This window comes from Brevibacterium sp. CSND-B09 (assembly GCF_052906525.1).
The window spans coordinates 3,270,007-3,296,915 of the sequence record NZ_JBREGI010000001.1; the positions used below are offsets into that span (position 1 = coordinate 3,270,007).

23 protein-coding genes are annotated in these 26,909 nt (G+C 65.7%); 9 read left to right on the top strand and 14 right to left on the bottom strand.

What is annotated here, in order from left to right:
* The first annotated feature begins 207 nt into the window (after nucleotides 1-207).
* Nucleotides 208-2,361 carry a choice-of-anchor I family protein gene (locus ACU4IU_RS14650; RefSeq protein ID WP_446657137.1) on the top strand — a complete coding sequence of 718 codons (2,154 nt, stop codon included), beginning with the start codon at nucleotides 208-210 and terminating at the stop codon, nucleotides 2,359-2,361.
* Between the two features lie 95 nt (nucleotides 2,362-2,456).
* On the opposite strand, the gene ACU4IU_RS14655 is transcribed toward ACU4IU_RS14650, so the two are convergent.
* On the bottom strand, nucleotides 2,457-3,275 hold the full coding sequence (locus ACU4IU_RS14655; RefSeq protein ID WP_446657138.1) for a siderophore-interacting protein: 819 nt from the start codon (nucleotides 3,273-3,275) through the stop codon (nucleotides 2,457-2,459).
* Nucleotides 3,276-3,482: 207 nt separating this feature from the next.
* Entirely contained in the window at nucleotides 3,483-4,814 is a 1,332-nt protein-coding gene (locus tag ACU4IU_RS14660) for a glutaminase (RefSeq protein ID WP_139908515.1), read from the bottom strand.
* Between the two features lie 248 nt (nucleotides 4,815-5,062).
* Here ACU4IU_RS14660 and ACU4IU_RS14665 point away from each other — a divergent pair, with 248 nt between their 5' ends.
* Together ACU4IU_RS14665 and ACU4IU_RS14670 are read left to right on the top strand one after the other, a co-directional pair.
* On the top strand, nucleotides 5,063-5,932 hold the full coding sequence (locus ACU4IU_RS14665; protein WP_446657139.1) for a hypothetical protein: 870 nt from the start codon (nucleotides 5,063-5,065) through the stop codon (nucleotides 5,930-5,932).
* Nucleotides 5,932-6,666 (top strand): hypothetical protein, encoded by a 735-nt coding sequence (locus ACU4IU_RS14670; RefSeq protein WP_446657140.1) that lies wholly within the window; start codon nucleotides 5,932-5,934, stop codon nucleotides 6,664-6,666. Before ACU4IU_RS14665 ends, ACU4IU_RS14670 begins: the two co-directional genes overlap by 1 nt.
* A 139-nt stretch (nucleotides 6,667-6,805) precedes the next feature.
* Here the strand turns inward: ACU4IU_RS14670 and ACU4IU_RS14675 are convergent, their stop codons facing one another.
* The 7 genes from ACU4IU_RS14675 to ACU4IU_RS14705 form a co-directional block, all read right to left on the bottom strand.
* Nucleotides 6,806-7,159, bottom strand: coding sequence for an antitoxin (locus tag ACU4IU_RS14675; protein ID WP_446657141.1), 354 nt, complete (start codon nucleotides 7,157-7,159; stop codon nucleotides 6,806-6,808).
* 139 nt (nucleotides 7,160-7,298) lie between these two features.
* Nucleotides 7,299-8,639 carry a Na+/H+ antiporter NhaA gene (gene nhaA / locus ACU4IU_RS14680; protein WP_446657142.1) on the bottom strand — a complete coding sequence of 447 codons (1,341 nt, stop codon included), beginning with the start codon at nucleotides 8,637-8,639 and terminating at the stop codon, nucleotides 7,299-7,301.
* 347 nt (nucleotides 8,640-8,986) lie between these two features.
* A complete protein-coding gene (locus ACU4IU_RS14685; RefSeq protein ID WP_446657604.1) occupies nucleotides 8,987-10,483 on the bottom strand; it encodes a SulP family inorganic anion transporter in 1,497 nt (498 codons plus the stop codon).
* A gap of 78 nt (nucleotides 10,484-10,561) precedes the next feature.
* Complete coding sequence (locus tag ACU4IU_RS14690; protein WP_446657143.1) at nucleotides 10,562-11,296, bottom strand: LmeA family phospholipid-binding protein; 735 nt, start codon at nucleotides 11,294-11,296, stop codon at nucleotides 10,562-10,564.
* Between the two features lie 91 nt (nucleotides 11,297-11,387).
* Nucleotides 11,388-12,110 carry a LutC/YkgG family protein gene (locus tag ACU4IU_RS14695; RefSeq protein ID WP_446657144.1) on the bottom strand — a complete coding sequence of 241 codons (723 nt, stop codon included), beginning with the start codon at nucleotides 12,108-12,110 and terminating at the stop codon, nucleotides 11,388-11,390.
* A complete protein-coding gene (locus ACU4IU_RS14700) occupies nucleotides 12,107-13,630 on the bottom strand; it encodes a lactate utilization protein B (RefSeq protein ID WP_446657145.1) in 1,524 nt (507 codons plus the stop codon). Before ACU4IU_RS14700 ends, ACU4IU_RS14695 begins: the two co-directional genes overlap by 4 nt.
* Nucleotides 13,627-14,622, bottom strand: a complete 996-nt coding sequence (locus ACU4IU_RS14705; protein ID WP_434590608.1) for a (Fe-S)-binding protein — start codon at nucleotides 14,620-14,622, stop codon at nucleotides 13,627-13,629. The genes ACU4IU_RS14700 and ACU4IU_RS14705 overlap by 4 nt, the downstream gene beginning before the upstream one ends.
* A gap of 311 nt (nucleotides 14,623-14,933) precedes the next feature.
* On the opposite strand from ACU4IU_RS14705, the gene ACU4IU_RS14710 reads away from it, so the two are divergent.
* Nucleotides 14,934-15,854, top strand: a complete 921-nt coding sequence (locus ACU4IU_RS14710) for an SCO6745 family protein (RefSeq protein WP_446657146.1) — start codon at nucleotides 14,934-14,936, stop codon at nucleotides 15,852-15,854.
* Between the two features lie 7 nt (nucleotides 15,855-15,861).
* Here ACU4IU_RS14710 and ACU4IU_RS14715 read toward each other — a convergent pair whose 3' ends face one another.
* From ACU4IU_RS14715 to orn, 3 genes are all read right to left on the bottom strand, one after another.
* Complete coding sequence (locus tag ACU4IU_RS14715; RefSeq protein ID WP_446657147.1) at nucleotides 15,862-17,526, bottom strand: SulP family inorganic anion transporter; 1,665 nt, start codon at nucleotides 17,524-17,526, stop codon at nucleotides 15,862-15,864.
* Nucleotides 17,523-17,867, bottom strand: coding sequence for an ArsR/SmtB family transcription factor (locus ACU4IU_RS14720; protein WP_446657605.1), 345 nt, complete (start codon nucleotides 17,865-17,867; stop codon nucleotides 17,523-17,525). The genes ACU4IU_RS14715 and ACU4IU_RS14720 overlap by 4 nt, the downstream gene beginning before the upstream one ends.
* Before the next feature lie 144 nt (nucleotides 17,868-18,011).
* Nucleotides 18,012-18,596: an oligoribonuclease gene (gene orn, locus ACU4IU_RS14725; RefSeq protein WP_139468963.1), complete on the bottom strand. Its 585-nt coding sequence runs from the start codon at nucleotides 18,594-18,596 to the stop codon at nucleotides 18,012-18,014.
* Between the two features lie 227 nt (nucleotides 18,597-18,823).
* Between orn and ACU4IU_RS14730 the strand changes: the two genes are divergently transcribed.
* The 3 genes from ACU4IU_RS14730 to ACU4IU_RS14740 all read left to right on the top strand — a co-directional run bounded on the left by ACU4IU_RS14730 (nucleotide 18,824) and on the right by ACU4IU_RS14740 (nucleotide 23,386).
* On the top strand, nucleotides 18,824-20,443 hold the full coding sequence (locus tag ACU4IU_RS14730) for a hypothetical protein (protein WP_446657148.1): 1,620 nt from the start codon (nucleotides 18,824-18,826) through the stop codon (nucleotides 20,441-20,443).
* Nucleotides 20,444-20,600: 157 nt separating this feature from the next.
* Nucleotides 20,601-21,578: a tetratricopeptide repeat protein gene (locus ACU4IU_RS14735; protein ID WP_376906791.1), complete on the top strand. Its 978-nt coding sequence runs from the start codon at nucleotides 20,601-20,603 to the stop codon at nucleotides 21,576-21,578.
* A gap of 188 nt (nucleotides 21,579-21,766) precedes the next feature.
* On the top strand, nucleotides 21,767-23,386 hold the full coding sequence (locus ACU4IU_RS14740; protein WP_446657149.1) for a hypothetical protein: 1,620 nt from the start codon (nucleotides 21,767-21,769) through the stop codon (nucleotides 23,384-23,386).
* A 30-nt stretch (nucleotides 23,387-23,416) separates the two neighbouring features.
* Here the strand turns inward: ACU4IU_RS14740 and ACU4IU_RS14745 are convergent, their stop codons facing one another.
* Both ACU4IU_RS14745 and ACU4IU_RS14750 read right to left on the bottom strand, forming a co-directional pair.
* Nucleotides 23,417-23,809 carry a hypothetical protein gene (locus ACU4IU_RS14745; RefSeq protein ID WP_181271683.1) on the bottom strand — a complete coding sequence of 131 codons (393 nt, stop codon included), beginning with the start codon at nucleotides 23,807-23,809 and terminating at the stop codon, nucleotides 23,417-23,419.
* A gap of 149 nt (nucleotides 23,810-23,958) precedes the next feature.
* Nucleotides 23,959-24,309 carry a hypothetical protein gene (locus ACU4IU_RS14750; protein ID WP_139468900.1) on the bottom strand — a complete coding sequence of 117 codons (351 nt, stop codon included), beginning with the start codon at nucleotides 24,307-24,309 and terminating at the stop codon, nucleotides 23,959-23,961.
* A 114-nt stretch (nucleotides 24,310-24,423) separates the two neighbouring features.
* On the opposite strand from ACU4IU_RS14750, the gene ACU4IU_RS14755 reads away from it, so the two are divergent.
* Both ACU4IU_RS14755 and mnmA read left to right on the top strand, forming a co-directional pair.
* Entirely contained in the window at nucleotides 24,424-25,635 is a 1,212-nt protein-coding gene (locus tag ACU4IU_RS14755; protein ID WP_139468899.1) for a cysteine desulfurase family protein, read from the top strand.
* Nucleotides 25,632-26,846 (top strand): tRNA 2-thiouridine(34) synthase MnmA, encoded by a 1,215-nt coding sequence (mnmA, locus tag ACU4IU_RS14760; RefSeq protein ID WP_446657150.1) that lies wholly within the window; start codon nucleotides 25,632-25,634, stop codon nucleotides 26,844-26,846. The genes ACU4IU_RS14755 and mnmA overlap by 4 nt, the downstream gene beginning before the upstream one ends.
* The last annotated feature ends 63 nt before the right edge of the window (nucleotides 26,847-26,909 follow it).

The following is a 26,909-nucleotide window of genomic DNA, read 5'->3' on the forward strand; positions in this document are numbered from 1 at the left end:
TCCCTGGCGACGTCACCGACCGCTCGCCTCAGCGCCGAGCGCTCACTGTATACGTATAACGTGAGCGGTCGACGTTCACTGACGCAGTCGCTGAGTGTGTTCACCATCCGTCCATCTGCGGTTCGGAACCGGTCCATTCCGGGTGCCTATGAATAGGTGTTTGCGGGTTCAGTCGGCCCGCGACGCCCAATCGATCCCGGAGAACCGATGCCGATCCCACTGTCCGCGAAGACGCTCACGGCCCAGGCGGCCGCCCTCCTGTTGGCCACCGGTTTCACCGTCGGCGGCACGGGGCCAGGCACGAGCACCGCTCACGCCGCGGAAGTGGACGATCCCATCAGCTCCTCGGCCTCGGACGCGCAGATCGAGATGGGCTTCCTCGGGTCCCACGAGACCGGACAGTTCGACGAATCCGCCGCCGAGATCACCGCCGTCCACGGCGACACGGTCTTCACCGTCAACGCTCAGGCGGCCACCGTGGACGTCATCGACGCCTCGGACCCGACCAACCCGCAGAAGGTCTCCGAGATCACGGGCACCGGGGTCGCGAACTCGATCTCCATCCGTGAGGACGGCCTCGGCGTCATCGCGCTCGAGGACGAGGACAAGACGCAGCCGGGCACCGTGATGTTCTTCGACGCGAACGATCCCGAGGCGGACATCCTCGGCGAGGTTCCCGTCGGGTCCCTGCCCGACATGGTCACCGTCACTCCGGACGGCAGCCATGCCCTGGTCGCGAACGAGGGCGAACCGGCCGATGATTTCTCGACCGACCCCGAAGGCTCGGTGTCCGTCATCGATCTCCCCGCCGAGGTGGCCGCGCCGTCGGACTCGGACGTGCACACTGCGGACTTCCACGAGTTCGAGGAGGGCGGAGCGAAGACACTGCCCGAGGATGTGCGGATCTTCGGGCCCACCCCCGAAGAGGATCTGCCGATCTCGCGCAATCTCGAACCCGAGTACATCACTGTCGCCGGGGACAGGGCCTACGCGACCCTGCAGGAAGCGAACGCGATCGCGGTCGTCGATATCGCCTCGGCGTCGGTCGAGGAGATCCTCCCGTTGGGTCTCAAGGACCACGGCCAGGTGGGCAACGGCCTCGACGCCTCTGACCGTGACCCCGAGGACGCTCCGACCGTGAACATCACGGAATACGAGGGGCTCAAGGGCGCGTACATGCCCGACACGATCTCGACGTTCTCCACCGGCGGCACTGATTACCTCGTGACCGCGAACGAGGGTGACTCCCGTGAGTGGGGCGACTTCGTCGATGCGGCCAGGGGCAAGGACCTCGGCGAGGACGGCCTCGCACCGGTGTGCGAGACCTCGCCGCTGGCCGACAAGCTCGGCGACGAAGACCTCGGACGGCTGAACATCATCACCGATCTGGGTCTCAACGACGCCGGCGACTGCTATGAGGAGCTCGTGGCTTTCGGCGCCCGCTCATTCTCCGTGTGGACCACCGACGGGAAGCTCGTCGCCGATTCCGGGGACGAGTTCGAGAAGCTGACCGCCGAGGCGGTGCCCGAGTTCTTCAACTCCAACCATTCCGAGTCGAACCTCGAAGGACGCAGCGACGACAAGGGCCCAGAGCCCGAGGCGCTGACCATCGGCGAGGTGGGGGAGACGACCTACGCGTTCGTCGGCTTCGAACGCATCGGCGGAATGGCGGCCTTCGACCTCAGCGACCCGAGCGCCCCGAAGTTCGCGACCTACTTCAACAATCGGGCCTTCTCGGTCTCCGTCGAGGACGAGATCGAAGATGCCTCGGATCCTGCTGCACTGCTCTCGAGCGCCGGAGACCTCGGACCGGAGGGCATCACGTTCCTCCGCGCCGATGAGTCGCCGACGGATGAGGCTGCGCTCGTCGTCGGCAATGAGGTCTCGGGAACGACAAGTCTCTACTCGGTGGCCGATCTCGCGAACGGTGGAGACGACGGCGACGATGAGAACGCCGGGACTGACGAGGATGCTGGTGCCGATGAGAACGCCGGTACTGATCAGGAAGCCGGCGCAGACGACAACGCGGGTGCCGACGACAACGCGCACGAGGATGCTCAGGCTGACGCGGCCGGCAGTGAGTCCAACTCCGAGGCCGGTGCGAACGACAACGCTCGGGCCGATGCGGGCAGCGAAGCGGATTCGCGCGCTGACGGTGCGGTTGCTGACGGGGCGGAGTCGGACAGCGAAGCTGGCTCGAGTGCAGACGGTTCCGAAGCTTCCAACGACGCCGACGGTGACGGTGGCCCGCTGCCGCGCACCGGTGCCGACCTCGGTCAGTACCTCATCCTCGGCGGCATCGCTGTCGGTCTCATCGCCATCGGCACAGCGGCCTACTTCTTCGCCCGCCGTCGCAGCTGAACCCCAGCCGATCGCTCACCCTATGGCGTGAGCGGTCGGCGACAACTCGAGCGGTCGACGGCGACCTGAGCGGTCGCTGTGACCAGGCAGGGAAATCAGTCGATTTGGCCGATGGGCTCGCGCTTCTCGGCCTGGAACTGGTCCTCGGCACGGCCGCGGGCCCAATACGCCGAGATCGACAGCGACTCCCGCGGCACTTCGCGGTCCTTGAGGATCTTGCGGATCGCCTTGATCGTCTCACGCTCGCCGTGGGCGAAGACCTGCGGAGTGCCCGCACGCCACTCGAGCCCCTCAACTGCGGCAATGAGCTCGTCGTCCGAGTCCACCCATCTCACCTCGACGCCTTCCGGCGCCTCGGGCAGAACGCGATCGGCGTGGTCGGCGACATAGGCCAGGACGACCCCGGCGGCTCCGGTGGGCATGGCCTCGATGGCCGAACTCACCGCGGGGATCGCGGAATGGTCGGCGATGAGCAGGTGCCAGTCGGACTCGGCGGCAGGGGCGTACTTGCCGCCCGCGCCGGAGAGGACCAGCGTGTCTCCCGGCTTCGCGCTCTTCGCCCACGGTCCGGCGATTCCGTCATCGTCGTGGATGACGAAGTCGATGCTCAGCCACTTCTCGTCCAGGTTGATCTCGCGCACCGTGTAGGTACGGCGACTCGGCAGCTTCTCGGGGGATTGCTCGCGCAGCTTCGTCAGGTCGTAGGGCGGGACGAGCCCGTGTGCCGGATCGGCGAAGAGGAGCTTGACGTACTTGTCGGTCGCATCGTTCGAATCGATGTTGTCGAAGGTGTCCCCGCCGAGGCGGATCCGCACCAGGTGCGGGCTGACTTCGGTCGTCTCGAGCACGGTGAGAACAGCCTGCTGGCGGACGGGTCGTGCGGTGCGTTCGGGGGTGTTGGGTGCGGTCGTCACAGGCGGCCTTTCTCAAACGGGGTGCCCCTGGAAGCTCACGGTCGGCCTTGAAGTGTGGAGCCGCCTCGGCGCAGGGGTTCAGTAAGGCTCACCTTATCAAATCCCCATCGGCGGGCGGTTCCGGATCCCAGCGGACGGATTCTACCCCTCCCGCCGCGCGGATCGGCCCCCATCGCTCGCGCCGGTGGGACCGGCCCATCGCTGCCGTCAGTTGGAGCGGTCGGCCATCTCCCGACGACGATCGTCGCGGATGCGTTTGAGTCCTTTGACCGATTTGAGCGAATCGAGGATCTGCACGCCCGGAAGCGCGGAGTTCGGCCCCTTGCACTGCATCATGTCGTCGGGGTCGAGCAGGACCACGCGGATCCCATCGTCCTTCATTCGTGACAGCGCCTCGGTGAGCATACTCCGGGCGACGGAGTTGATCTCGTTGACGCGGCGCAGGTCGAGGACGAAGGTGTTCGTGGTGGAACCGGGTTCGTCCATCGTGCGCAGGACGTTCTCCGAACCGCTCCACTGGATGAGTCCCTGCAGGCTGCAGATGCGGACCATCTTGCCCTCCGAGTCGACGAAGCGACGGTCACGGCGGATGATCGAGCGGGCCGGTTCCGGAGCATCCATGATGTGCAGGCTCAGCCGATCTGAGAGGTCCTGGAAGATCTTCGCTCCGCGGACGCTCGTGCCGTGCCTGTCCAGCCGCGGAGAGAACGTGGCGATGCCGACCTGACCGGGCATGACACCGAAGACACCGCCGGAGACTCCGCTCTTGGCGGGGATCCCGATCTCTGTCATCCAGTCGCCGGCCGCGTCGTACATGCCGCAGGTCATCATGACTGCGAGCACCTGCCGATTGACCCTGGGGGAGAGCACCTGTTCGCCGGTCAGCGGGTTGATGCCGCCGCCGGCCAGCGTCGAGGCCATGATGGCGAGGTCCTTGACGGTGACGGTGATCGCGCACTGTTCGATATAGCCGCGGACCACCTCGTCGGGGTCGTCATAGAAGATGTCGTAGGACCGGAGCATGTTCGCGATGGCGACGTTGCGGTAGGCTTCCCGCCATTCGCCGTCGGCCACCGATTCGTCGATCGACAGCTCTCGGCCGGCGAAGCGAGAGAGTCCGGCGCGCACGATCTCCGTGCGTTCGGCCAAGCTTGCACCCGGATCGCCGAGGATGGAGTGGATGGTCATGGCCCCGGCGTTGATCATCGGGTTGAGCGGCCGACCCGACTTCTTGTCCAGGGAGAGCTCGTTGAACTTCTCACCGCTGGGTTCGACGCCGACCATCTCGAGGACCCCGGCCAGGCCCTCCTGCTCGAGGGCGAGGCCGTAGATGAAGGGCTTCGACATCGACTGGATCGAGAACTCATAGTCGGCATCGCCGGAGGTGTACTCGACGCCGTCGAGGGTGGAGATGCAGATCGCGAGCTTCTCCGGATCCGCTGAGGCGAGGTCCGGGATATAATCCGCATTCTCGCCGGACCGATCCGGTCGGAATCGGTCGAGCGTCTCATCGAGGAAATCCGGGATAGGCGATCGCATGGCACCTCCTGCTGCAGTCGTGGTCGGTGGGCACAGCGTAGCTTGACGCAGACTGCCATTCTCACACACTCCTCCGCCGGCTGCCGATCGTCGGCAGCAGAGCCACCGGTTCGGCCGAACGGGGCCGGTGCGGAGGTACTTCGATGACGCACTCAGCGGCACAGTTTCAGCGCCGCACCCAGCGATTGTTCCAGGTCTGGCACCGACTGTGCAGCTCCTGTGACGGGACCCGGCCATAGTGTGAAGTCATGACCCGCCCCAAGCTGCTCCTCCTCATCGGCATCGCGTTCACTGTCGCCGTCATCGGCGTGATCGTGATCGCGCTGGTGCTGCGGTACTCGGCTCCCCACCCTGAGACCAAAAGCCTGCCCGAACATGCGCTGACCCCGCAGGAAACCATCACCGAGGTGGACCCGCACAGAGACGGCACCGTGCAGATCCGCCAAAGGCTGATCTTCGAGAGCCCGTCTGAAGGTGGAAAACCGGTCGGTCTGTGGATCAGTGATGTCGGCGTGGGCAGTGATCCGCGGACCGGCAACAGGCTGGCGATGATGCCGAAGCCGTCGGCGCTGAGAGCAGTCGAGCTGAGCACAGCCGACGATTCGACTCAGGACTCACCGAAGTCCCTCGGAGAGCTGCACATCGACGTCGAAGAGACGAAGCAGGAGGGCTTCGACCACCCGCGGGTTCTCTTCGAGTTCACCTCGCAGGATTCCGACGGAAAGGCCGTGCCGTGGAGCGAAGGCCGTCATGTCGTCGAGCTCGAATACGTCCTTGACGATGTGTTCATCACCGTGGCCGGCGAGGAATTCTTCGCCGTGCCCGTCCCCGTGATCGGGAATGGTCAGCGCACACCGACGACGCACACTTTGGACATCGACACCGACGGGCCGGTGTACTGTCCGGCCGACAACGTCGACTTCGATCTTGGTGACGGGTGTGACGCTGAGGCATTCTCGCGAGTCGATGACAGCGATGCGATCAACAGCGGCGACGCGGCCGAAGACGGAACCCATATGGTCTGGCGGGAGTCCCTGACGGACAGTCATGAAATCATCGCCTTCACTCCTCCCACAGGAATGACAGTATCCCCGATCCCTGCAGAGGAGAGGCAGTGATGAGCGAGACGAAGAGAGGATTCGGAACCCGGGGAGCGTTCTCCATTATGGCGGCGCTCGCCGTGACTGCGGTGATCACGACTGTGATCGCAGCGCCCGGCGGAGTGGATGCAGCGCCGAACCCGCTGCGAGACAAGACTGCTGAGCACACGGTCAGCATCGCCGCCGATGGCAGCTACTCGGTGCGGATGGATACGAAACTCGAGCTGGCGCTGGAGACAGCATGGGGATTCGGTGGTGACATCCATGACGGATTCCGCCTGCCCGACTCCGAGTCTCTGCTGCCGCCGTACCTGCGTGCGCGCTATTCGAATCCGCAGGGAACCATCGATTCGGCTCCCGCCGAGGCGACTATCGAGGAAGAGCTGCATTCCGTCGATATCGGATTCTCCACAGACAGGCTCACTGCAGGAGCTCATCGAGGGGTCCTCAACTACGAGGTGGCGGGGGCAGCGGTGCCTGCAGCAGACATGAACGGCGATCAGGACAATGGCGTCGTCGTGTATGTCCGTCCCTTGGACCGAGGAGACCTCGTCATCGAGTCCGCGGCACCGATCTCTGCCGTCGACTGTGAGGTCTTCTCTCCCCGTGGCGAGTCATGCGGAGAGAAGGCGGGGGACTCGTGGACTGTACCGGCCGAGGATCTCCTGCACGATCGTGCTGTCATCGACGCAGTGCGGATCACGATCGACGCCGATCCGAAGGGTGTGCCGGCCCCGGACATCGATTCCTGAGCCAGGATTGTCTGCACAGTCGCATATCTGACCCTGCTGGCCGCACCGTCAGCCGCACCACTGCGTCCGCTTAAGACCGCCGAACAGAGATCGAGCCCCTGCCGCAGTCGGCAGGGGCTCGATCAGGTGACGCAGATGATCAGCGGTTTCCGGCAGGTCCGTTGCCGCCGTCGAGACCGTTGTCGCCACGATCATCTCCGCGGACATCGTTCCCACGAACGTCGTCGCCGCGGTTCGCACCGCCGGGCTGATCGTCGCTGCGATTCGCTCGACCGGTCTGATCACGGTCATTGCCGATGGCATTGTCGGCGGCGTCCCGGGCCTTCTTGATCTTGTCCGAGTGCTTGCCTCCGGTCAGGGAGTCAGCGACACCGGCGGCCTTGTCGAGGACCGAGTCGGTGACCTTCTCAGCTTTGTCAGAATTGAGCTTGTCCTTGATCTTGGGATCGTTGGCGAGGTTCTTGGCCTTGTCGAGGAATTTGTCGAATGCCATGGCACGGTCCTTCTCAGTTGGTCGAATACACTGTCGATGCTGATCGTGGGGATGAACACGGACGATTCGAAGCCTAGTGCGGCTGTCTGTGACGGAACTGGCAATCGCCCGGTGCGGATTCGCTGGTCACCGAGCTCGTTCACACCTGCGACCGTCGATGGTGCGCCTGAGACCGGCGACGGTGCTGGGCATTTCGGACGGTGAGGATGAGCGCGGCGAGTGCCGCCGAGAACAGAGAGGCACTGAGAACGGCGACCTTCGCCACATCGTGTTCGACCGAACCGGCGGTGAAGCTGAGCTCGGCGACGAGGAGCGAGACGGTGAAGCCGATGCCGGCAAGCAGCCCGATGCCGGTGAGGTCGGCCCAACGCAGACTGGGATTCAACCCACCGGTGAACCGGGTGACCAACCAGGTGGAGACGAGGATGCCGACAGGCTTGCCCACGATCAGTGCCGTCACGATCCCGTAGGTCAACGGGTGGGAGAACGCCGAGGCCAGACCGTGGGTTCCGCCGATATCGACGCCGGCGGCGAAGAATGCGAAGACCGGGACGGCGAAACCGGCCGACAGCGGTCGAAGGCGGTGTTCGAGCGCCTCGGCGAGGTCGATTCCGGACCTACTGTCGGCATCCGGATCGAGGTCGCTGGAGGCACAGTGGCCGGTGCCGATCGCGCGGTTCGAACCACGACCGACGACGGCGGGGATCGTGAAGCCCAGCAGCACTCCGGCGATGGTCGCGTGGACGCCGGAGGCGTGCATGAACGCCCAGGCGGTGAGTCCGAGGGGCAGGAGGATGACCCACGAGGGCCAGGTACGGTCGACGAAGAAGCGACGGAAACGGCTCGCGATGAGCCCGTAGACGATGACGATTCCGAGCGCCGCGACAAGGGGGAGAACCGCGATGGACTCGGTATAGAAGATCGCGATGATCGCGATCGCCAGCAGATCGTCGACTGCGGCCAGGGTCAGCAGGAAGAGGCGCAGCGCTTTCGGCAGGTGGGAGCCGACGATCGCAAGGACGGCGACGGCGAAGGCGATGTCTGTCGCGGTGGGGATCGCCCAGCCGCGCAGGAGCTCCGGGCGGGTGAGCAGAAACGCCGCACAGATGAGGGCGGGGACGAGGACGCCGCCGGCCGCCGCAGTGATCGGGACGACGGCGGTGCGGAGCCGACGCAGGTCACCGCGGGTGAATTCCGCCTTGAGCTCGATGCCGACGAGGAAGAAGAAGATTGCGAGCAGTCCGTCGGCGGCCCATTGCCCGATGCTCAGCCGCAGATGCCACGGTTCGTAACCGAACTCGATATCGCGGAGTGCGAAGTATCCGGCCGACGGCGGTGAGTTCGCCCAGATCAGAGCGGCGGCTGCGGCGACGAGGAGAAGGGCGCCGCCGACGGTGTCGCTGCGGAGCGCCTGGAACAAGCGCTGTCCCAGAGGGGTCGGTGAGGCGAGTGGTGAAGCGGTTGCAGAAGTGGTGGTCACAGTGATCCCGTTCGTGGTCGGCAGAGAAAAGGGTTCGACCCGAAGAGTGGATGTGCAGACTGTGCTCAGTTCGTCGACGCTGAGCGTACGTACGTGAATCGAGCGGACGTCGTCGGCTCGGACGATGAACTCTGTCGGAAGATCACACCAGGGGTCGGGGCGGAAGATCTCCGCGTCCGAACGGCTGTGTGCCCGACTGCATTTCGCCCCACGAAGTGATGTAGCCGTTGGTGCCCGAGTGCGGAAGAACCCACACTTTCGGGCGGAAAGCGGCATCCGGGGCTGACTGTGACATTGCGGACAGTCTACCTCAGCGGATCGCGCGCCTGCCCGACTTCACCGGGCAGTTATCCCAGCCCGCCGGAGAGTCGCGTATGCAGAGTCTCGGTATACGCATTCATTCCGGTGATCTCCACGTTCGTGCCCAGCGCCTCGTACTTCGTCACGATCGCATCGAGGGCGGCCACTGTCGACGCATCCCAGACATGCGATTCCGTCATATCGATGACGACCTGATCGGGATCATGTGTGTATCGGAATTGAGTGGTCAGGTCATTCGAGGAGGCGAAGAAGAGCTCGCCGCGGACCACATACCGGGCGACCGCCTCGGTGACCGTGCGCTCGACGGTGACGAAGTGGGCGACCCTCCGAACGAAGAGCACACTGGCCACGAACACTCCGACAACAACGCCGATGGCGAGGTTGCCGGTGGCGACGACGACGGCGACGGTGGCGATCATGACGAAAGTCTCGGACTTCGGCAGCATCTTAAGCGTCGAGGGACGGATGGAATGCCAGTCGAAGGTGTCGACGCAGACCATCATCATGATGGCAGCGAGTGCGACCATCGGGATCATGCCGACGATGTCGCCGAGCACGACGACGAAGATGAGCAGGAACGCTCCGGCCATGAACGTCGAGATCCGAGTCCTCGCCGCCGAAGCGCGGACATTGATCATCGTCTGCCCGATCATCGCGCAGCCGCCCATCCCGCCGAAGAGGCCGGAGATCATGTTCGCAGCCCCTTGACCCCAGGACTCACGGGTCTTGTTCGAGTGCGTGTCGGTGATCTCGTCGACGAGCTTCGCCGTCATGAGCGACTCCATCAGCCCGACCAGTGCCATGGCCAGCGAGTAGGGGGCGATCGTCGTGAAGGTCTGCCAGGTCAGCGGCACATGCGGGATGAAGAGTTCGGGCAGGCTGCGCGGCAGCTCGCCCTGGTCGCTGACAGTAGGGACATCGACGGCGAACACGACGACGACGCCGGTGATGATCACGATCGTGATCAGCGGTGCCGGTACGATCTTCGTCAGCTTCGGCATGAACACGAGCACGACGATGGCGATGGCCAGCAGAGGGTAGACCATCCACGGCACTCCGATGACGTGGGGGACCTGTGCTGCGAAGACGAGGATCGACAGGGCGTTGACGAACCCGACCATCACGCTGCGGGGGATGAACCGGATGAGCTTCGCGACTCCGGCCACGGCCAGCAGGATCTGGAGCACACCGGCGAGCATGACGGTGGCGATGAACATGTCCATCCCGTGCTCGCGGGCGACGGGGGCGATGACGAGCGCGACGGCTCCCGTCGCCGCGGAGATCATGGCCGGGCGCCCGCCGAGGAACGCGATCGAGGTGGCCATGATGAATGCGGAGAACAGCCCGACCTTCGGATCGACTCCGGCGATGATCGAGAACGCGATCGCCTCGGGGATGAGGGCGAGCCCCACGACGAGTCCGGCCAGGACCTCACGGGTGAGCAGCCTCGGTGAGGTCAGTGCGGTGAGGACGGTCGGATCGGGGCGGTAGCGGCGGGCATCGTCGGCGGTTTCGGCGGGAATGGGAGTCGTCACGACCGGAACATTACCCGATCGCCGAGGCGGCCCGACCCGACCACGGCCGCCCGGGGTCCCAGCGGATCACTGCAGGCTGACGCCGGAACCGTGGAGGCGGACTTGCAGTCCCGAGTCGGTGGCGGTGATGTCGGTGAGTTCGAGTCCGGCGGGCAGGAAGTCGAGATCTATGACGATATCGGAGATCTCCGAGGTGAGGAATCCAGGCAGGCGATCGAGGGAGAACTCCGCCGAACCCAGCTTGATCGTCGTCGCGTCGACGACGGCCCGCCTGCCGTCGGCCTTCGGGTCGATGCCCACAAGCAGATCCTGACCGAGCATCGACCCCTTGAGGAAGAGTTCGCCGTCGACGGTCGTGAACGACATCCCCTCGGGCAGGTTCGCATGTTCGGCGGCGAGTTCGTCGAGGGTCGAGTGGGGGAGCACCGCAGTGCCGTCGACGGTGCCGATCGGCTTCGACCCGCCGGTGGGAACGTCATAGAGCTTCGCATCGACATCGGTGAAGTCGACGCCCTCATAGGTAGCTTCATCGGCGGTGACATGCACCGAGTTCAGCTCTCTGGAAGCCAGCTGCGTGAGGATGGGGAAGCCTTCGACGGAGACCGAGGCTTCACCGTAGTCCGCAAGCCCGTCGGCGATGCGCTGCTCCGTGGTGTAGTCGACGATGCGGTCGGCCGCGACACTGCCGATGATGAGGGTGAGGACGATGACGATCGCGGAGACGATGAACGTCGTCCGCCGACTGCGACGTCGGGGTCGGTCATCCGGCCGCGGGTACTGAAGGGTCTGCGCCGTGGTCATGGGCTCCATTGTTCCGCACTCGCCGGTCCGTTCGCATTCGCCGGTCCGAGTGCGCTCGCCGGCTCGGCAGAGTCGAACGTCCCCGCTGCGCTCATCCGTTGAGGATGATGACGTCGAGGGTTCGCGGTCCGTGCACTCCTTCGACCCGGCTGAGCTCGATGTCGCTCGTGGCCGAGGGCCCGGAGATGAACGTCAGCGGTGCGTGCGCGTCGAGCCGGGAGATTCCCTCGGGGACGATGTCGACGATGTCGTCCGTCCGGACGATGCACACATGATGGTCGGGCACGAGCGTGATCGCCCTCCGCCCGCACTCGTCCGATCCGTCGAGGACGATGGTGCCCGTCTGCGCGATCGCCACCGCCGAGGCGGTCACCACCGCCCCCTGAGCGTCGAGTTCGTCGACGCTGAGGAACTCACCCGGAGCATCGACCCGCACCCCACCGGAATACCCCGCCAGCCAGGACGAGTCAAGACCGCGGGGGACGACGACCGAGGAATGGCCGCCGATGAGCTCGGAGATCGTCGCGCTCGGGTCGCCGTCGGCGCGGTGGACGTTGGCTTTGTAGTCGACGAGACGGTCGATGAGCAGTTTGATGAGGCCCTCACCAGTGTGTGTGCCCTCATGGTGGTATCCGGCGTCGGCGGCCGTGGCGGCAGTGTTCGCCGAGGCGACCCCACCGGATTCGGCATGTGCCGTGCCGCCGGTGCCCGGTACCGCCGTCCGCGGAGACGACGACACGTATTCCCCGCCGCCGCGGCGACCGAGTGCTTCGCTGATGCGGGCGAGGATCTCCTCGCGGGCGGTATCGGTCATCGCTGTCCCTCCTCGTCGCGATCGTTCGCTTCCTCTTCGGCCCACAGCTGTCGGAAGCTCTTCTCGGGCAGGGCCGGGATGTCCCGGCTCGATGTCCAGGCGCCGGCGATTCCGGGCAGGGCGTTGATCTGCTCACCGCCGGTGACCTTGTGCGCGAGAGGCAGTCCCTTCTCCGCAGCGGCCATCCGCTTCCCGTCGCCCATCATCCACGACGCACCGGTGAGGGCGGCGTCGAGCTGGGAGGACACAGGGGAGTGGTTGGCCTTGACATCTTCGCCCCGCAGATGGACGAGGATCTCCGGGATGTTGATCTTCACGGGGCATACGTCGTAGCAGGCGCCGCACAGGCTCGACGCGTACGGCAGAGAACCGTTGCCCTGCTCTTCGACTCCCGTGAGCAGCGGGGACAGGATCGCTCCGATCGGTCCCGGATAGGTCGAGCCGTAGGCGTGGCCGCCGGTGCGTTCGTAGACGGGGCAGACGTTCATGCATGCCGAGCAGCGGATGCAGTTGAGCGCCGTACGCCCGTGCTCATCGGCCAGGGCCCTGGTGCGTCCGTTGTCGAGGAGAACGAGATGGACGTTCTGCGGACCATCCCCCTCGGACTTCCCCGTCCAGAACGAGGTGTACGGGTTCATCCGCTCACCCGTCGACGAGCGCGGCAGCAGCTGCAGGAACACCTCGAGATCGGCGAACCTCGGCAGCAGCTTCTCGATCCCCATGACGGTGATGAGCGTCTCCGGCAGGGTCAGGCACATGCGCCCATTGCCCTCGGACTCGACCACTCCGAGAGTGCCGGTCTCCGCGATACCGAAGTTCGCTCCGGATATCGCGACCTTCGTGGTGAGGAATTTGTGGCGCAGGTGTCGGCGGGCCGCCTCGGCGAGGACGGCCGGTTCGTTCGTCAGCTCCCCGGCGTCGGGCATCTTGTCCATGAAGATCTCACGGATCTCATCCCTGTTGCGGTGGATGGCGGGAACGAGGATGTGGCTGGGTTTGTCCTCGCCGAGCTGGACGATGAGCTCGGCCAGATCCGTCTCGAACGCATCGATGCCTTCGGCCTCGAGGTGCTCGTTGAGACCGATCTCCTGGGTGGCCATCGACTTGACCTTGATGACCTCGCGACGACCGGTCTCGAGCACCGGCGCATTGTTCTCGACGAGTTTGGTGACGATGGCATTGGCCTCATCGGCGTCGCGGGCCCAGTGGATGATGCCGCCGGCGGCGGTGAATGCCTCTTCGAACTGCGCGAGATACTCGGGCAGGTTCGCCATCACTTCGTTCTTCGTGGCCTCACCGGCGTCGCGCAGGGCTTCCCAGTCGTCGAGCTCGGAGACGACCTCGGCGCGCTTGGACCGAATCGTCGAGGTGGCGTGGCCGATGTTGTTGCGCAGCTGCTGGTTGCTCAGATGTTCGTGCGAGACCTCCGGAAAGGCCTCGGCTTCGATGATGTTGCCCTGCCCGCCGGGCAGATCGCTGCGTCGCTTCGACGGCAGCAGCGGCATTCCCAGAAAGGTCATCGCAGGCTCCCTCCGCTCACTTCTGCTCCTTCGCTCGGCACCCGCAGCGGGTCCTCCTTCGTCGACGCGAGGATCCGGGCCAGATGGACCGCGGCCTGACCAACGCGGAACCCGGATTGGGTGCGGCTCGGCTCGGCCGGAGAGGTGCCCCGATGGCCTGGGGTGAGGTGGTCGTCATCGTCGGCACCGACGACCGTCGTCAGCGTCTCGGTCGTGTGCCCCCGCTCATCGGTCGAACTTGTCTCCTTGACGTGGACGGCGGTGACGTCCGGGGCGCCGTCGAAGCTTCCGGTGCGTTCGAACCGCGACATTCCCCCGCCGATGTGCAGCAGACAGGAGGCATCGCCGCCGGTGCAGACATCGGCTTCGGTCGCCTGGATCGTGCGCACCTTGTCGGCGAGCATCGCCGAGGACACCTCCGGGTTCTTCACGGAGAAAGTGCCGCCGAACCCGCAGCAGGAATCGGCCAGAGGCAGTTCGACGAAGTCGATGCCCTCGACGGACCGGACGAGGGAGGACTGTCGATCGCCGAGGCGCAGCAGCCGCATTCCGTGGCACGACGGGTGATACGTCACACGGTGCGGGAAATAGGAACCGAGATCGGCCGCGGCATCCGTGACGCCTTGGACGTCGGTGAGGAACTGGGTGAGCTCATAGGTGCGGCCGGCCACCTCGGCGGCCTCGGAAGCCAGGGCATCATTGCCCACCCGGGTGGCGACCATCGGCTGCTGGTGGCCGAGCGAGGCCACGCAGGAAGCGGACGGGGCGACGGCGACATCCCATTCGGTGCTCGTGAAGGCGCGGACGTGATTGGCGATGACCGGTTCGGCCTGCGCGAACTTGCCGGAGTTGATGTGCATCTGCCCACAGCACGACTGGCCTTCGGGGAAGATCACCTCATGGCCGAGTCGGCGCAGAATTCTCACGGTTGCCTGCGCAACTTCGGGATACATCGCATCGACGATGCAGGTGGCGAACAGTGCGATCCTCATCTGACCTCCAAGCCGGACGCTGTGCTGATGCGGTTGGCGGGATCGGCTTCCGACCGGGACGATGCCGTGGTCGCAAACGGTCCGTGTCACTCCATGCTCAGACCGTAGCACCGGGTCCTGACGCGGCAAATGTGCGCGACCGGACGGGCGCGCCGGTGCGAGGATCGACGCGGAAGTCCGGCCGCCTCGGGGGAGGGGGAAAGCGATTTAGGACCTATGAGACTGCGCTATTGACCTGCGCCGGTCGGTGCGGGCAGCGACGCACGCGCAGACCCATTTACCTGGGAGGAGACCGCCCATAGGATGACGATATGGATTCCCAGCGCACACAGAACATCAGAACGGTCTCGGCCCGCATCAACTCCTTCCACTCGTCGATCTACTTCTCGCAGACGGTCGGCGCCGAGTACGCCAAGTACGGACTCGAACCCGGTGTCGAAGGCAATATGGCCGCCCGTTCGGCTCCGTTGGGACGGGTGAATCCTGGAGTCGTGTCCGCCGCGTACTACAACTATTCCCCGAATTTCGTCGCCGGAATGCTGCCGCGCCTGTGGGAGACGGTGAGCCCGGAGCAGATGGTCCAGGCCCGCTTCGACGCAGTGGGCGCGTACATGGCCGAACTCTTCGGTGACCGTGATGACATCGCCCTGCTCACCGAGGCGGCCACCCAGGTGACGGAGACGCTGGCACCCGTGCTCGCCGCCATGGACTTCTCCGGCCGCACCCTGGCCGCAGCCACCGCCGACGTCATCGGCGGCCACCAGGCGGCCACCGCATTCGAGAAGATGTGGGACGTGGCGACCGTGGCTCGCGAATTCCGCGGCGACGGCCATGTCGCCTCCCTCGTCACGGCCGGTGTGCCCGGAATCGACGCCCTCATGCTCGACGTCGCGACCGGTGCCGGGTTCCGTCCGCGAGCGGCACAGAGGACACGCGGCTACACGGATGAGGAATGGCAGACCGCGCAGTCCAGGCTCGCCGAGGCGGGGCTGATCACCGTGGACAGGGATGACCGCGGGCACGACCTTCCCCTCATCACCGAGGCGGGACGTGACCTGAAGGAACAGGTCGAAGCCCTGACCGACGGCACCGTTGCAGCCGCGTGGTCGGTGCTTGACGATCAGACGATCGAATCTCTGCTCTCGCCGAGCCGTGACCTGCTGCGCGTCATTGCGAAGTCAGGTGCCTTCCCGTCGAACATCTTCGCCCGCCCCGAGAAGAAGGCCGGCTGAGGCACGATCAGCTCTGCCGTGCCCGCTCCACATGCGAGCGGGCATGGGCGAGGGCAGCAGGCAGCTCATCGAAGAGATGCTTGTGGTGGCGCAGTGCGGCGAGCACCCCGACCTGTTCGAACAGTCCGGCCTGGCTGTCTCTGACGCCCTTGATGAGCACAGTGATCCCGCGGCGTTCGAAGGCTGTGACCATATCGGTGAGGATGTGTGCGCCGGTGGCGTCGACGAGTTCGAGCTGCGACATGCGCAGCACGACGACCTCGACTCCCCGCAGCCCCAGAACCTCATCCGAGATGCGATCGGCCGAGGCGAAGAACAGCGGTCCGTGGAAATGGACGATGGCGATCCTCTCATCACCCGGATACTCGGACTCTGATTCCGAGAGTCGTTCGATGCGCACCGAGGTGATCGACGACAGCTTCCGCAGAGCGAAGACCGCGGCAACGACGACGCCGATGCCCACGGCGACGATGAGGTCGAATGAGATGGTGATGAGCGCAGTGATGACGAACCCGAAGGCATCGGACTTCGTCGAGCGCAGAATCGACCGCATCGTCTTGAGATCGACCATCCGGACCGCCGTGACGAAGAGGACTCCGCCGAGGGCCGCCAGCGGAATCCGACTCACCGGTCCCGCAGCCACCAGCACGATGAGCAGCAGCACGGCCGCGTGGACGATCGAGGCCAGGCGCGTGCGACCGCCGGCACGGATGTTCACGGAGGTGCGGGCGATGGCACCGGTGGCAGGGATGCCGCCGAACAGCGACGATCCGATCGAGGCGACGCCCTGGCCGACGAGCTCACGGTCAGGCTGGTAGGCGCCGGCGTCGGACATCGACGAGGCGACCCTGGCCGAAAGCAGCGACTCAATGGCCGCGAGCGCGGCGATCGTGCCCGCCGCCGGCAGCAGTGACGGCAGGGAGGCCGGGTCGACGACCGGCAGGCTGGGGGTCGGCAGCGACTGGGGGATCTCTTCGATCGTGGCCAGGGGATTGGGCACGATTCCGGCGAGCACGGTGACGACGATGATGCCGACCAATGATCCGGGGATCGACTCATGGAACTTCGGAGCCAGCAGCATGCAGACGGCGACGATCGCGACCGCACCCAGGGAGTAGGGCAGATACGACCAGTCCGCCGACGAAACGAGCTGCACGGCGGCGGCGAAGGCATTCGTGCTCACCTCGCCCGGAACCAGATCATCGGGGGTCGTCACGAACGGCACCTGTTGGAGGAAGATGATCGCAGCGATGCCGACGGTGAAGCCTTCGATCACCGGCCAGGGGATGAAGGACACCGTCCGGCCGAGCCGCAGCAGTCCGGCCACGACGACGATGAGTCCGGCGATGAGAGTGACGGCGATGACGGCCTCGGCGCCGTGGCTGGCGACGATCGGCACGAGGACGACGGCCATGGCACCGGTGGGACCGGAGATCTGCAGGTGGGATCCGCCGAAGACCGCGGCGAGGAAGCCTGCGACGACTGCGGTGATGAGTCCCTGTTCGGCAGTGAGCCCGGAGCTGACTCCGAAGCCCAGAGCCAGGGGCAGGGCGACGATGCCGACGGTGGCACCGGCGAGGAGGTCCTTCGGCCAGGAGCGGCGGGTCTCACGGTAGTCGGCGACCGACGGCAGCAGAGATCGGGTGCTGCGCAGCGGAGATGTCGGGCTCATGCCGTATCAGCGCCCGGGATCTTCGGCAGCGAACGGGCTTCGGCGAGTCGCTGCTCATCGTCTTCGAGCATCGTCAGCAGCAGGCTCCTGGCCACCGCGAGCAGCTCTGCGGTGCGCCGGTCGGCCAGACGGTAGTAGACATGGCTGGCCCGACGTTCGGATTCGACGAGACGGTGGCGCCGCAGCACTGCGAGATGCTGCGAGAGGTGCGAGGCCTCGAGCGCGGTCTCGGCCTGCAGATCGGCCACGCTGACTTCGTCGTTGCCGGACAGCAGCTCGAGGATGCGGATGCGGAAGGGGTGGGCGAGGCCCTTGAAGAGGTTCGCCTTGACCTCGTACAGGGGTCACTGAAGCTGATTCAATGGCATGATGAAACCATCATATCGAACGCTCGGGTTCAGATCCGGCTGGTCTCAGAGAATGAACAGCCCGGTTCCGCAGCTGCGGAACCGGGCTGTGCTCACGATCGCCTCGGAAGGCGGCGGTCAGTCCTCGTCGGTCGCCTTCGGGTAGGCCTCGGCCACCTCGGCGGCAATCGATTTCGCCTCATCGGAACTCGGCCCCTCGGCGGAGAACACGGCCTTCCGGTAGTACTGGAGCTCGATGATCGAGTCGATGATGTCTCCGAGTGCACGGTGGCCACCGTGCTTGGCCGGTGCCTGGAAGTAGGCGCGTGGGAACCACTGCTTGGACAGTTCCTTGATCGAGGAGACATCGATGATCCGGTAGTGCAGGTGCTCGACGAGTTCGGGCATCTGTTTGGTGAGGAACACTTTGTCGGTGCCGACCGAGTTCCCTCCCAGCGGTGCCTTGCCGGCCTCGGGGACATGCTTCTTCACGTATTCGAGGACTCGGGTCTGCGCCTCGGCGACGGTGGTGCCCGCGTCGAGCTCGGTGATCAGGCCCGAGGTGGTGTGCATGTTCGTGACGAATTCGTTCATGTTCGCCCGTGCCTCCGCCGAGGGCTTGATGACGATGTCGATTCCGTCGTCGAGGGGGTTGAGCTCGAAGTCGGTGACGATCGCAGCCACCTCGATGAGTTCGTCCCGCACCTCGTCGAGGCCGGTCATTTCGCAGTCGATCCACACAATTCTGTTGTTGCTCACTCGCCCAGCTTAGGGCAGACAGCAGGGAACGGGACATTCCGGGGCGCAATCGGCGCCGCCGCGCGGCTTGGGCGTGTGAACGTCGACACACACTGAGCGTGCGCACAAAGGCGATGTCCGGGATGTGACTTAAACTTGAAGAGTCCCCGAACTGGGGTGCCATTTTTGCTCGGCTGAGGGAAGGTTCGCACGTGCGTTACACATTCGCTGTGATTCTCATGGTGGTGGGTGTCGTCGTCGGTGGCCTCGGCATCCTGCAGAAGACCCTGTGGGCGCCGGAGGATACGATCACTGCCACCGCACAGATCGACGCCGACAAACCGGCAGTCATCGTCGACCCCGGAATGCTCAACCTCTACGAAACCCCGACCACACTCACGGTCAAGGGCAGCGGTGACCTCACGATCGCCCAAGCTCCGATCGAGAACGTCGAAGCCTGGGCGGGACAGTCCGCCTATGACCGCGTCACCGGACTCGCCGAAGGCGGCAAGCTCACGACCAAGGCGACCGATGGTGAGGGCAAGGTTCCCAATCCCGCCGGGGCCGATCTGTGGCAGTCGGAAGTCACCGGCACCGATTCGGTGGAGCTGGAATGGAACGACGAGGCCAACCGCACCGGATTCCTCATTGCCGGCGACGGCGAAGCCGGAGCCGTCAAATCCGTGACCCTCACCTGGCCCAACCATGCCGAGACTCCCTGGGCGCTCCCGCTGATGATCATCGGCGGTGTCCTCTTCGTCGTCGGCGTCGTCCTCCTCTTCCTCGGTGCGAACAATTCGAAGAAGGAAGCGAACCGCCGCAAGGCGCGCCAGGAGCGCCGCCGCAAGCTCGCCGAATACGGCACCGCCTTCGCCGTCGTCCCCGTGCTCGCCCTGAGCGCCTGCGGGCCCGAAGAGCTGCCGAAGCCCGAACCCTCCGAGGCTCCGAGCTCCGCGGCCGCGGGTGTCACCGATGACCAGGCCAAGCGGATCCTCGACTCCGTGGCCGCCGACGTCAAAGCCGCGGACAAGAAGACCGATAAGAAGGCACTGGCCGAACGTGCCGCCGGTCCCGCGCTCAAACAGCGTGAAGACCTGTACAAGGTGAAAGACGACGTCGAAGACCAGAAGATGGCGCCGGAGGTGGCCAGCGAAGAGATCGTCGCCAACTACACCTCGGCCACCGATGCCTGGCCGCGCGTGACCAGCCTGATCACCTCCGCTGGTGGGAATTCGCAGCTGCTCGTGCTGACCCAGGATGATCCGCGCAGCAATTACAAACTGTGGTCGCAGACCCAGCTGACGGCCGGCACGAAGCTGCCCGAGCTGCCCGACTCGCGTCAGGGGGCGAAGATGCTCGAACCCGGATCCAAGGACTTCGTCACCACTCCGGAGAAGGCCGTCGCCGACTACGCGAAGGCCCTCGGCAGCGGGGCGGACTCGAAGGAGGCGAAGAAGTTCGAGTCCGATGACTTCTCGAAGTCCATCTGGAAGAACCAGAAGGACCAGAAGGCCAGTGCCGAAGAAGGCAAGGCCGAGGTGAAGTACAAGTACACTCCGGGCAAGGAGCTCGTCGCCCAGGGCACCGCCGGGGACGCCGCCATCGTCACCGGAGTCATCGACGCCGAATCGACGATCAGCCCCGAGTCGAAGGAGGGTCGCACCGGCACCCTGTCGCTGTCGTCGCCCCAGAAGGAACTCGTCGGCTCCGCGACGACCAAGGAGCCGGTGACGACGAAGACCACCCAGGTGCTCACCTTCCTCGTCCCCAAGGACGGCAAGGTCAAGCTCATCGGCGGTCTCGAGACTCTCGCCGGAGCCGAAGCAGGCTGAGGCGGAAGGGTCGGCACCGTGGTGTTCCTTCCCTGACGGCTGAGGAAATAGCCGTGGGCGCACCGGTGTTGATACGTTCTGTTGGATAAGCAAGGACCAGGTGCGTCACGGTTTGCGCCGAGCCCACCGACCGCGTCACAAAGGAGACCACGTGTCAATGGATCCCTCGCAGGAGAGCACGCAGCCCAATCAGGGACTCGACCTGTCGGCGGTGCGCAGCAAGAACATGCCCGCCGAACAGGCCGGTCAGACCGGTCACGCCGCCGGTGCGGGAGCCGGTGCTGACGGTGCTGCCGGCGGCCCGGCCGGTGGGGATCCGAATGCGGTCGCCGTTCCGGGACTGGTCTTCGACGTCGACGAATCGACGTTCACCAGCCTGGTGGCGATCTCCGACCGCGTGCCCGTCGTCATCGACCTGTGGGCCGAATGGTGCGAACCCTGCAAACAGCTCTCGCCGATCCTCGAACGCGTCGTCACCTCCTACGGGGGACGTCTGGTGCTGGCCAAGGTCGACGTCGATGCGAACCCGCGTCTGCAGCAGGCCTTCGGCGTTCAGTCGATCCCCACGGTCGTCGCCCTCATCAAGGGTCAGCCCGTGCCGCTGTTCCAGAGCGCTCTGCCCGAACCTCAGGTCCAGGCGTACTTCGACGAGCTGCTCAAGCTCGCAGGTGAGAACGGTGTGACCGGGCATGCGGCCGTCGGGGGAGCCGAGCCCGAACCGGCCGGCCCTGCCCACCCGGAGGCCGAAGAGGCACTCGCCAAGGGCGACTTCGACACCGCAGAGAACCTGTTCAAAGCCGCGCTGGCGAACTCTCCCGCCGATGAGGAGGCGAAGTTCGGTCTCGCCCGTGCAGGCCTGGGCCGCCGCCTCATCGACCAGGAACCGGCCGATCTCATCGCCGCCGCCGATGCGGACCCCAAGAACGTCGAAGCCGCGAAGGCCGCGGCCGACGCCGAAGTGGTCAGCGGCAATGCCGGCAGCGCCTTCAACCGACTCATCTCACTCATCCGCACCACCGCGGGTGATGAGAAGGAGTCCCTGCGCCTGCGGGTCCTCGATCTCTTCGAGGTCCTCGGCGCCGACGACCCAGCCGTGACCAAGGCACGGACCGCACTCATGAGGGCACTGTTCTGATCCAGCGAATCCGACTCATCACCGCCATCCTCTTCGGCGTAGCGGCACTCACGCTCGCCGGACTGGTCATCTCTGCGCTCTCGGTCGTCGGCACCGATGAGATCACCGAGACGCCGGCCTTCAAGGTCAAGGACGGAGCCTACGCCGTCGTCCTCGACGAGGCGATCGTGCCCTATTCGGGTTCGAGCGTGACCGTGACGGCGAAGAACTCGAAGGGCACGGAGCTGTTCGTCGGTACCGCCAGCGGGGTCGACGCCGACAGTTACCTCGACGGGGTGGCGCAGGAGCAGATCAGTGATGTGTCGTTCCCGAACTCCGCCTCCCACCGGTTCACTCCCGGTGATGCGAAGCCTGAGGCTGATATCGCCGATCGCGACTGGTGGATCAGCTCGGACACGGGAAAGACGGTGGCGAAGACCTTCGACCTCGATGCCGAACCGCAGGTGCTCGTCATCGCTCCTGCGAACTCCGATGACAGTCTCGACGGAACGACGGTGAGTCTCCAGATGCGCGTCAAGGGCGTATTCGCACTCAGCCTGCTCGGCATTGCCGGCACGATCATCCTCGCCGGATTCTCGGTGTTCTTCTTCATGCGCTGGTGGGCCTCGCGCATCCGCCCGCCCAAGAAGGACGTCGGACCCCCGAACGGCAGCGGACCCGACGGTGGCGGAGACGGTCCCTCGGGCGGCTTTGGCCGCGGCGGCCGGGAACCGGCCACAGACCGCACGGTCAAGGGCGAGCCGGGACCGGCGACCCAGCCGATCTCGACAGTGCAGCCGGACACGGCCGGCCAAGCGCCGCCTCGGCGACGGGATCTGCGGAACCGGCGGTCCTTCCGCGCGGTGACGGCCTCTGTCTTGGGCACCGGACTCGTGCTCAGCGGCTGTGCGAATATGCCGATCGCCAAACCCAGCAGCCCGGACACCACTCCGTACGAGCGCACGGCGGTGCGTGCCGGAGAGGCCGGGAAGTTCATGACGAACTACACGGAATCGCTGGACAAGACACTCGGCGACAAGGGCTCCGACCTCGACAAGATCCAGGCGGCGCCGCTCATCGACCACACCCGCGCGCAGATCCAGATCGCGGACAAGGCGAAGCAGAAGCTGCGCGCACCAAACTTCACCGAGGTCGTCGCCGGCAGCCCGAACTTCACCGAATATCCGATGTGGTTCTACGCCTTCGGAACCGCGGACAAGAAGTCCACGGATGGGGACAAGCAGCTGACCCAGGTGATGCTGGTGACGCGGGAATCGGCGTCGACCGATCCGCTCGTGCGTTCGGCGTCCTATATCCCCACCGACCAGATGCCGACCCTCATGGCCGATGACAGCGGCGCCGTGGAGAAGGGACCCGAGGACTTCTCCGAGGATCTGACGACCGCGTCCGGTGACGTCTCGTCGTTCCTCGTCGACGGCAAGGCGAAGTCCGGGGGCCCCGAGGGACTCAAGGAAGGCGGATTCAAGGGATTCCGCGACTACCTGGGTGACCTGCGGGACAAGGACTCCGGCTTCGACAAGGTCGATGTCGACTGCAAGCCCTATGAGGACCTCAAGTTCGAGGACATGACCTTGAGCACCGAGAACGGTGCGATCGGAATGGGCGAGGTGCGGTGCACCCTGACGATCAAGGCACCGTCGGACTACGCACTCGACCTCGGCGACACCGTCGAAGCCGTGAAGACGAACGACAAAGAGGGCGACACCATCAAGGTCGACACCGCGCACCCCTATGTGCTGATGAAGACCGGTGATGAACTCACCGCCGTCGCCACCGACTGGAACGTCCTGTCCTCCAAGGTGGAGTGACCCGGGCTCAGCCGCGGTTCGCGTGGATTGTCAGCCGCGGCTGGCGCGGCGGCCGACGCGCAGCAGCCACCACAGGCCGATGAGCGGCAGGAGCAGCGGAATATAGCCGTATCCGCTGCCGAAGTTCGACCACACCGACGGCTTTGCGAAGTCCTCGGGGTGGGTGTGGCTGAGGATGCCGACGACGATGACGCCGAGGAACTCGATCGCACAGGCCGCGACGGCGATCCGGTGCGAGACGCGGTTGCCGATGACCAGGCAGACCGTGGCGAGGATGTAGATCACCGCAGCGAAGGCCGAGAGCGAGTACGCGATCGGCGCGACATCGAATTCGCGGATGAGCTGGTAGCCCGCCCGGGCCGTGGCCGAGAGCGCGAAGACCCCGTACACCGCCGTCAGCGCCCGTCCCGGTCCGGTATGCATCGCCGAGAACGGCGACCGTCCCGTCTGTCCCCTCGCCGAGGCGGCCGTGGAGTCCGCGTCGCCCGCTGACTTCGCATTGCCTGCCGCGTTCGCGCTGCCTGCTGAGTTCGCATCGTCGGCGGAGCCCCCGCCGAACCGATTGCGCCTGGTCACTGCCAAATCTGGTCCAATCTCTCGATCATCACGATCACCGTCAGTCCTGCCGCGGCCAGCACACCCGGCCCCCAGCGGCTCAGTTCCGCAAACGCCCAGAACCCGGCCAGCGCCATGACCATAATCGCCGTGATGATGTAGCCGAAGTAGAGCAGCGGGTCGACATCATGCGTGGAGCCGAAGGTCGCAATCGAGATGATCAGCTGCACGATGAGCAGCAGCAGAAGCAGAGCGGCACCGCCGAGCAGGGCCTTGCCGGCCGGACGGTTGCGGATGGTCTCGACGATCGACCACAGGGTCAGGATGCCGGTGGCGGCATAGAGGACGATGGTGAAAACGGTGAACACGGAGACCAGTTTAGTCGGCCACACCGGCGGGCAACTCGTCCGGATGTGCCGCTGCGCAGGTGAGATGCCGCACGGATCCTGGCCGTAGCCTGGCTCACGCCCTAAAATTGCAGGGTGCCCATCTATCTCGATCACGCAGCCACCTCGCCGATGCCCGCCGAGGTGCTCGAGGTGTACACGAAGGAGCTGGCCCGTCGGGCCAACCCCTCGGCCCTGCATGCGGTCGGACAGGCGGCGCGGATGCGCATCGAAGAAGCACGCGAAGGAATTGCCCGCGCGGTCGGTGCGGCCACCTCGTCGGAGGTGATCTTCACCTCCGGAGGCACCGAGGCGGACAATTTCGCTCTCAAGGGCCTCTACCTCGCCCGCAACAACGGAACGTTCACGGAGCCTGCGCGCCCGCGGGTGCTGACGACGACGATCGAACATCCTGCGATCCTCGAGACCGTGGAGTGGCTGGAGAGCCTCGGCGCCGAAGCCGTCTACCTGGACGTCGACTCGGCAGGGCGTCTCGATCTGGACGCGGCGACCGCCGAACTGCGCCGCGAACCCGAACGCACCGCGCTCATCAGCGTGATGGCCGCGAACAACGAGATCGGCACTCTGCAGCCGATCGCCGAGATCGGTGAGATCGCCGCCGAACTCGGCATTCCCTTCCACATCGACGCCGTGCAGGCGCTCGGACAGATCCCGCTCGACTTCGCGGCACTCAAGGCGACGGCCATGACGATCACCGCGCACAAGATCGGCGGCCCCGTCGGCATCGGCGCACTCCTGCTCGACCGCGCAGCGAGCCCGACGCCCATCCTCCACGGCGGGGGACAGGAGCGCAGCGTGCGCTCGGGCACCCTCGATGTCGCCGGTGCCGTGGCTTTCGCCGCCGCCGTCGATCTCGTCACTGCAGACCTCGAGTCCCGGTCGGCCCGACTGTCGGGGCTGCGGGACCGCCTCATCGCGGGAATCGAATCGAGCATCGACGGTGCCGTGCTCTCCGGTCCGCGCGGAGCGGACCGCCTGCCGGCCAACGCCCACTTCACGTTCCCGGGCTGCGAAGGGGACTCGCTGCTGTTCGGTCTCGATGCCAGGGGATTGGCCACCTCGACGGGATCGGCCTGTTCCGCCGGTGTCTCCCGTCCCTCCCATGTGCTCCTGGCCTGCGGGATGGATGAGGACAGCGCCCGCACCACCCAACGCTTCACGCTCGGTCACGACACGACCGAAGCCGATGTCGATGCCCTGCTCGCGGCCCTTCCCGAGGTCGTCGACCAGGCACGCCGAGCCGGGATGGTTTCGGCAACACCCCGATGGATGCAAGGAGCATCATGAGAGTACTCGTCGCCATGTCCGGCGGAGTCGATTCCTCCGTCGCAGCCGCCCGTGCCGTCGACGCCGGACACGAAGTCGTCGGCGTTCACCTCGCCCTGTCCCGGATGCCCGGGACCCTGCGCACCGGATCGCGCGGCTGCTGCACGATCGAAGACTCCCGCGACGCCCACCGCGTGGCGGGAATGCTCGACATCCCCTTCTACGTCTGGGACTTCTCCGAGCGGTTCAAGGAAGACATCGTCGATGACTTCATCGCCGAGTACGCGGCCGGACGCACCCCGAACCCGTGCATGCGCTGCAATGAACGCATCAAGTTCGCCGCCCTCCTCGACCGGGCCCTGGCGCTCGGCTTCGACGCCATCGCCACCGGCCACTACGCCGAGGTGCTGCGTGACGACGAGGGCCGGCCCGAACTGCACCGCGGTGAGGATCTGGCCAAGGACCAGTCCTACGTCCTCGGTGTGCTCACCTCCGACCAGCTCGAGCACTGCTACTTCCCGATCGGTGCGACGGCGTCGAAGGCCGAAGTGCGCGCCGAGGCGGCCGAGCGCGGATTCTCCGTAGCGAACAAGCCCGACTCCTACGACATCTGCTTCATCCCCGATGGGGACACGAAGGCCTGGCTGGCCGATAAGATCCCGATGCGACCCGGACTCATCAAGGACTCCGAAGGCGAAGTGCTTGGGCGTCACGACGGAGCGATGACCTACACGATCGGCCAGCGCAAGGGACTCGGCATCGAGAAGCCCGCTCGTGATGGCAAGCCGCGCTTCGTCACCGGCCTCGACCCGGCCACGAACACCGTCACCGTCGGGTCGCGCGCCGATCTCGCGGTCTCGCATCTGACCGGCATCCGCACTTCGTGGGCCGGTGCAGCGCCGTCGGACATGGGTTCGACTCCGGAGACCGGGATCGACTGCGAAGTGCAGATCCGTGCCCACGCCGATCCGGTGCCGGCCCGTGCGTGGCTCGGCGAATTCGTCGCCGAGGCGCCCGAACACGAAGTCAACCCCATCGTCGACGAGGTCGAGGTGCCTGCCGCACGTCCGGCCGGGCAGCTCATGCACGTCGACGTCGATGAGGAGCTGTCCGGAGTAGCCCCGGGCCAGACCATGGTCATCTACCGCGGCACCCGTGTCCTCGGCCAGGCCACCATCGACTCCACGGCCAAGGACCGCATCACCCCGGCACCCGAATTCGCCGGCGCCTGAGCCGCTTCACCTCACTGAAGCGACGGCTTCGGGGCCGATGTCTGCCACTGGCGATACTCTGGG

Bases quoted from the DNA above. Each gene is read 5' to 3' on its own strand.
- ACU4IU_RS14650 (WP_446657137.1), top strand. From the start codon at position 208: ATGCCGATCCCACTGTCCGCGAAGACGCTCACGGCCCAGGCGGCCGCC.
- ACU4IU_RS14660 (WP_139908515.1), bottom strand. From the start codon at position 4,814: ATGCGATCGCCTATCCCGGATTTCCTCGATGAGACGCTCGACCGATTC.
- ACU4IU_RS14665 (WP_446657139.1), top strand. From the start codon at position 5,063: ATGACCCGCCCCAAGCTGCTCCTCCTCATCGGCATCGCGTTCACTGTC.
- ACU4IU_RS14670 (WP_446657140.1), top strand. From the start codon at position 5,932: ATGAGCGAGACGAAGAGAGGATTCGGAACCCGGGGAGCGTTCTCCATT.
- ACU4IU_RS14675 (WP_446657141.1), bottom strand. From the start codon at position 7,159: ATGGCATTCGACAAATTCCTCGACAAGGCCAAGAACCTCGCCAACGAT.
- ACU4IU_RS14690 (WP_446657143.1), bottom strand. From the start codon at position 11,296: ATGACCACGGCGCAGACCCTTCAGTACCCGCGGCCGGATGACCGACCC.
- ACU4IU_RS14695 (WP_446657144.1), bottom strand. From the start codon at position 12,110: ATGACCGATACCGCCCGCGAGGAGATCCTCGCCCGCATCAGCGAAGCA.
- ACU4IU_RS14700 (WP_446657145.1), bottom strand. From the start codon at position 13,630: ATGACCTTTCTGGGAATGCCGCTGCTGCCGTCGAAGCGACGCAGCGAT.
- ACU4IU_RS14705 (WP_434590608.1), bottom strand. From the start codon at position 14,622: ATGAGGATCGCACTGTTCGCCACCTGCATCGTCGATGCGATGTATCCC.
- ACU4IU_RS14710 (WP_446657146.1), top strand. From the start codon at position 14,934: ATGGATTCCCAGCGCACACAGAACATCAGAACGGTCTCGGCCCGCATC.
- ACU4IU_RS14715 (WP_446657147.1), bottom strand. From the start codon at position 17,526: ATGAGCCCGACATCTCCGCTGCGCAGCACCCGATCTCTGCTGCCGTCG.
- orn (WP_139468963.1), bottom strand. From the start codon at position 18,596: ATGACCGGCCTCGACGAGGTGCGGGACGAACTCATCGAGGTGGCTGCG.
- ACU4IU_RS14735 (WP_376906791.1), top strand. From the start codon at position 20,601: ATGGATCCCTCGCAGGAGAGCACGCAGCCCAATCAGGGACTCGACCTG.
- ACU4IU_RS14745 (WP_181271683.1), bottom strand. From the start codon at position 23,809: ATGCATACCGGACCGGGACGGGCGCTGACGGCGGTGTACGGGGTCTTC.
- mnmA (WP_446657150.1), top strand. From the start codon at position 25,632: ATGAGAGTACTCGTCGCCATGTCCGGCGGAGTCGATTCCTCCGTCGCA.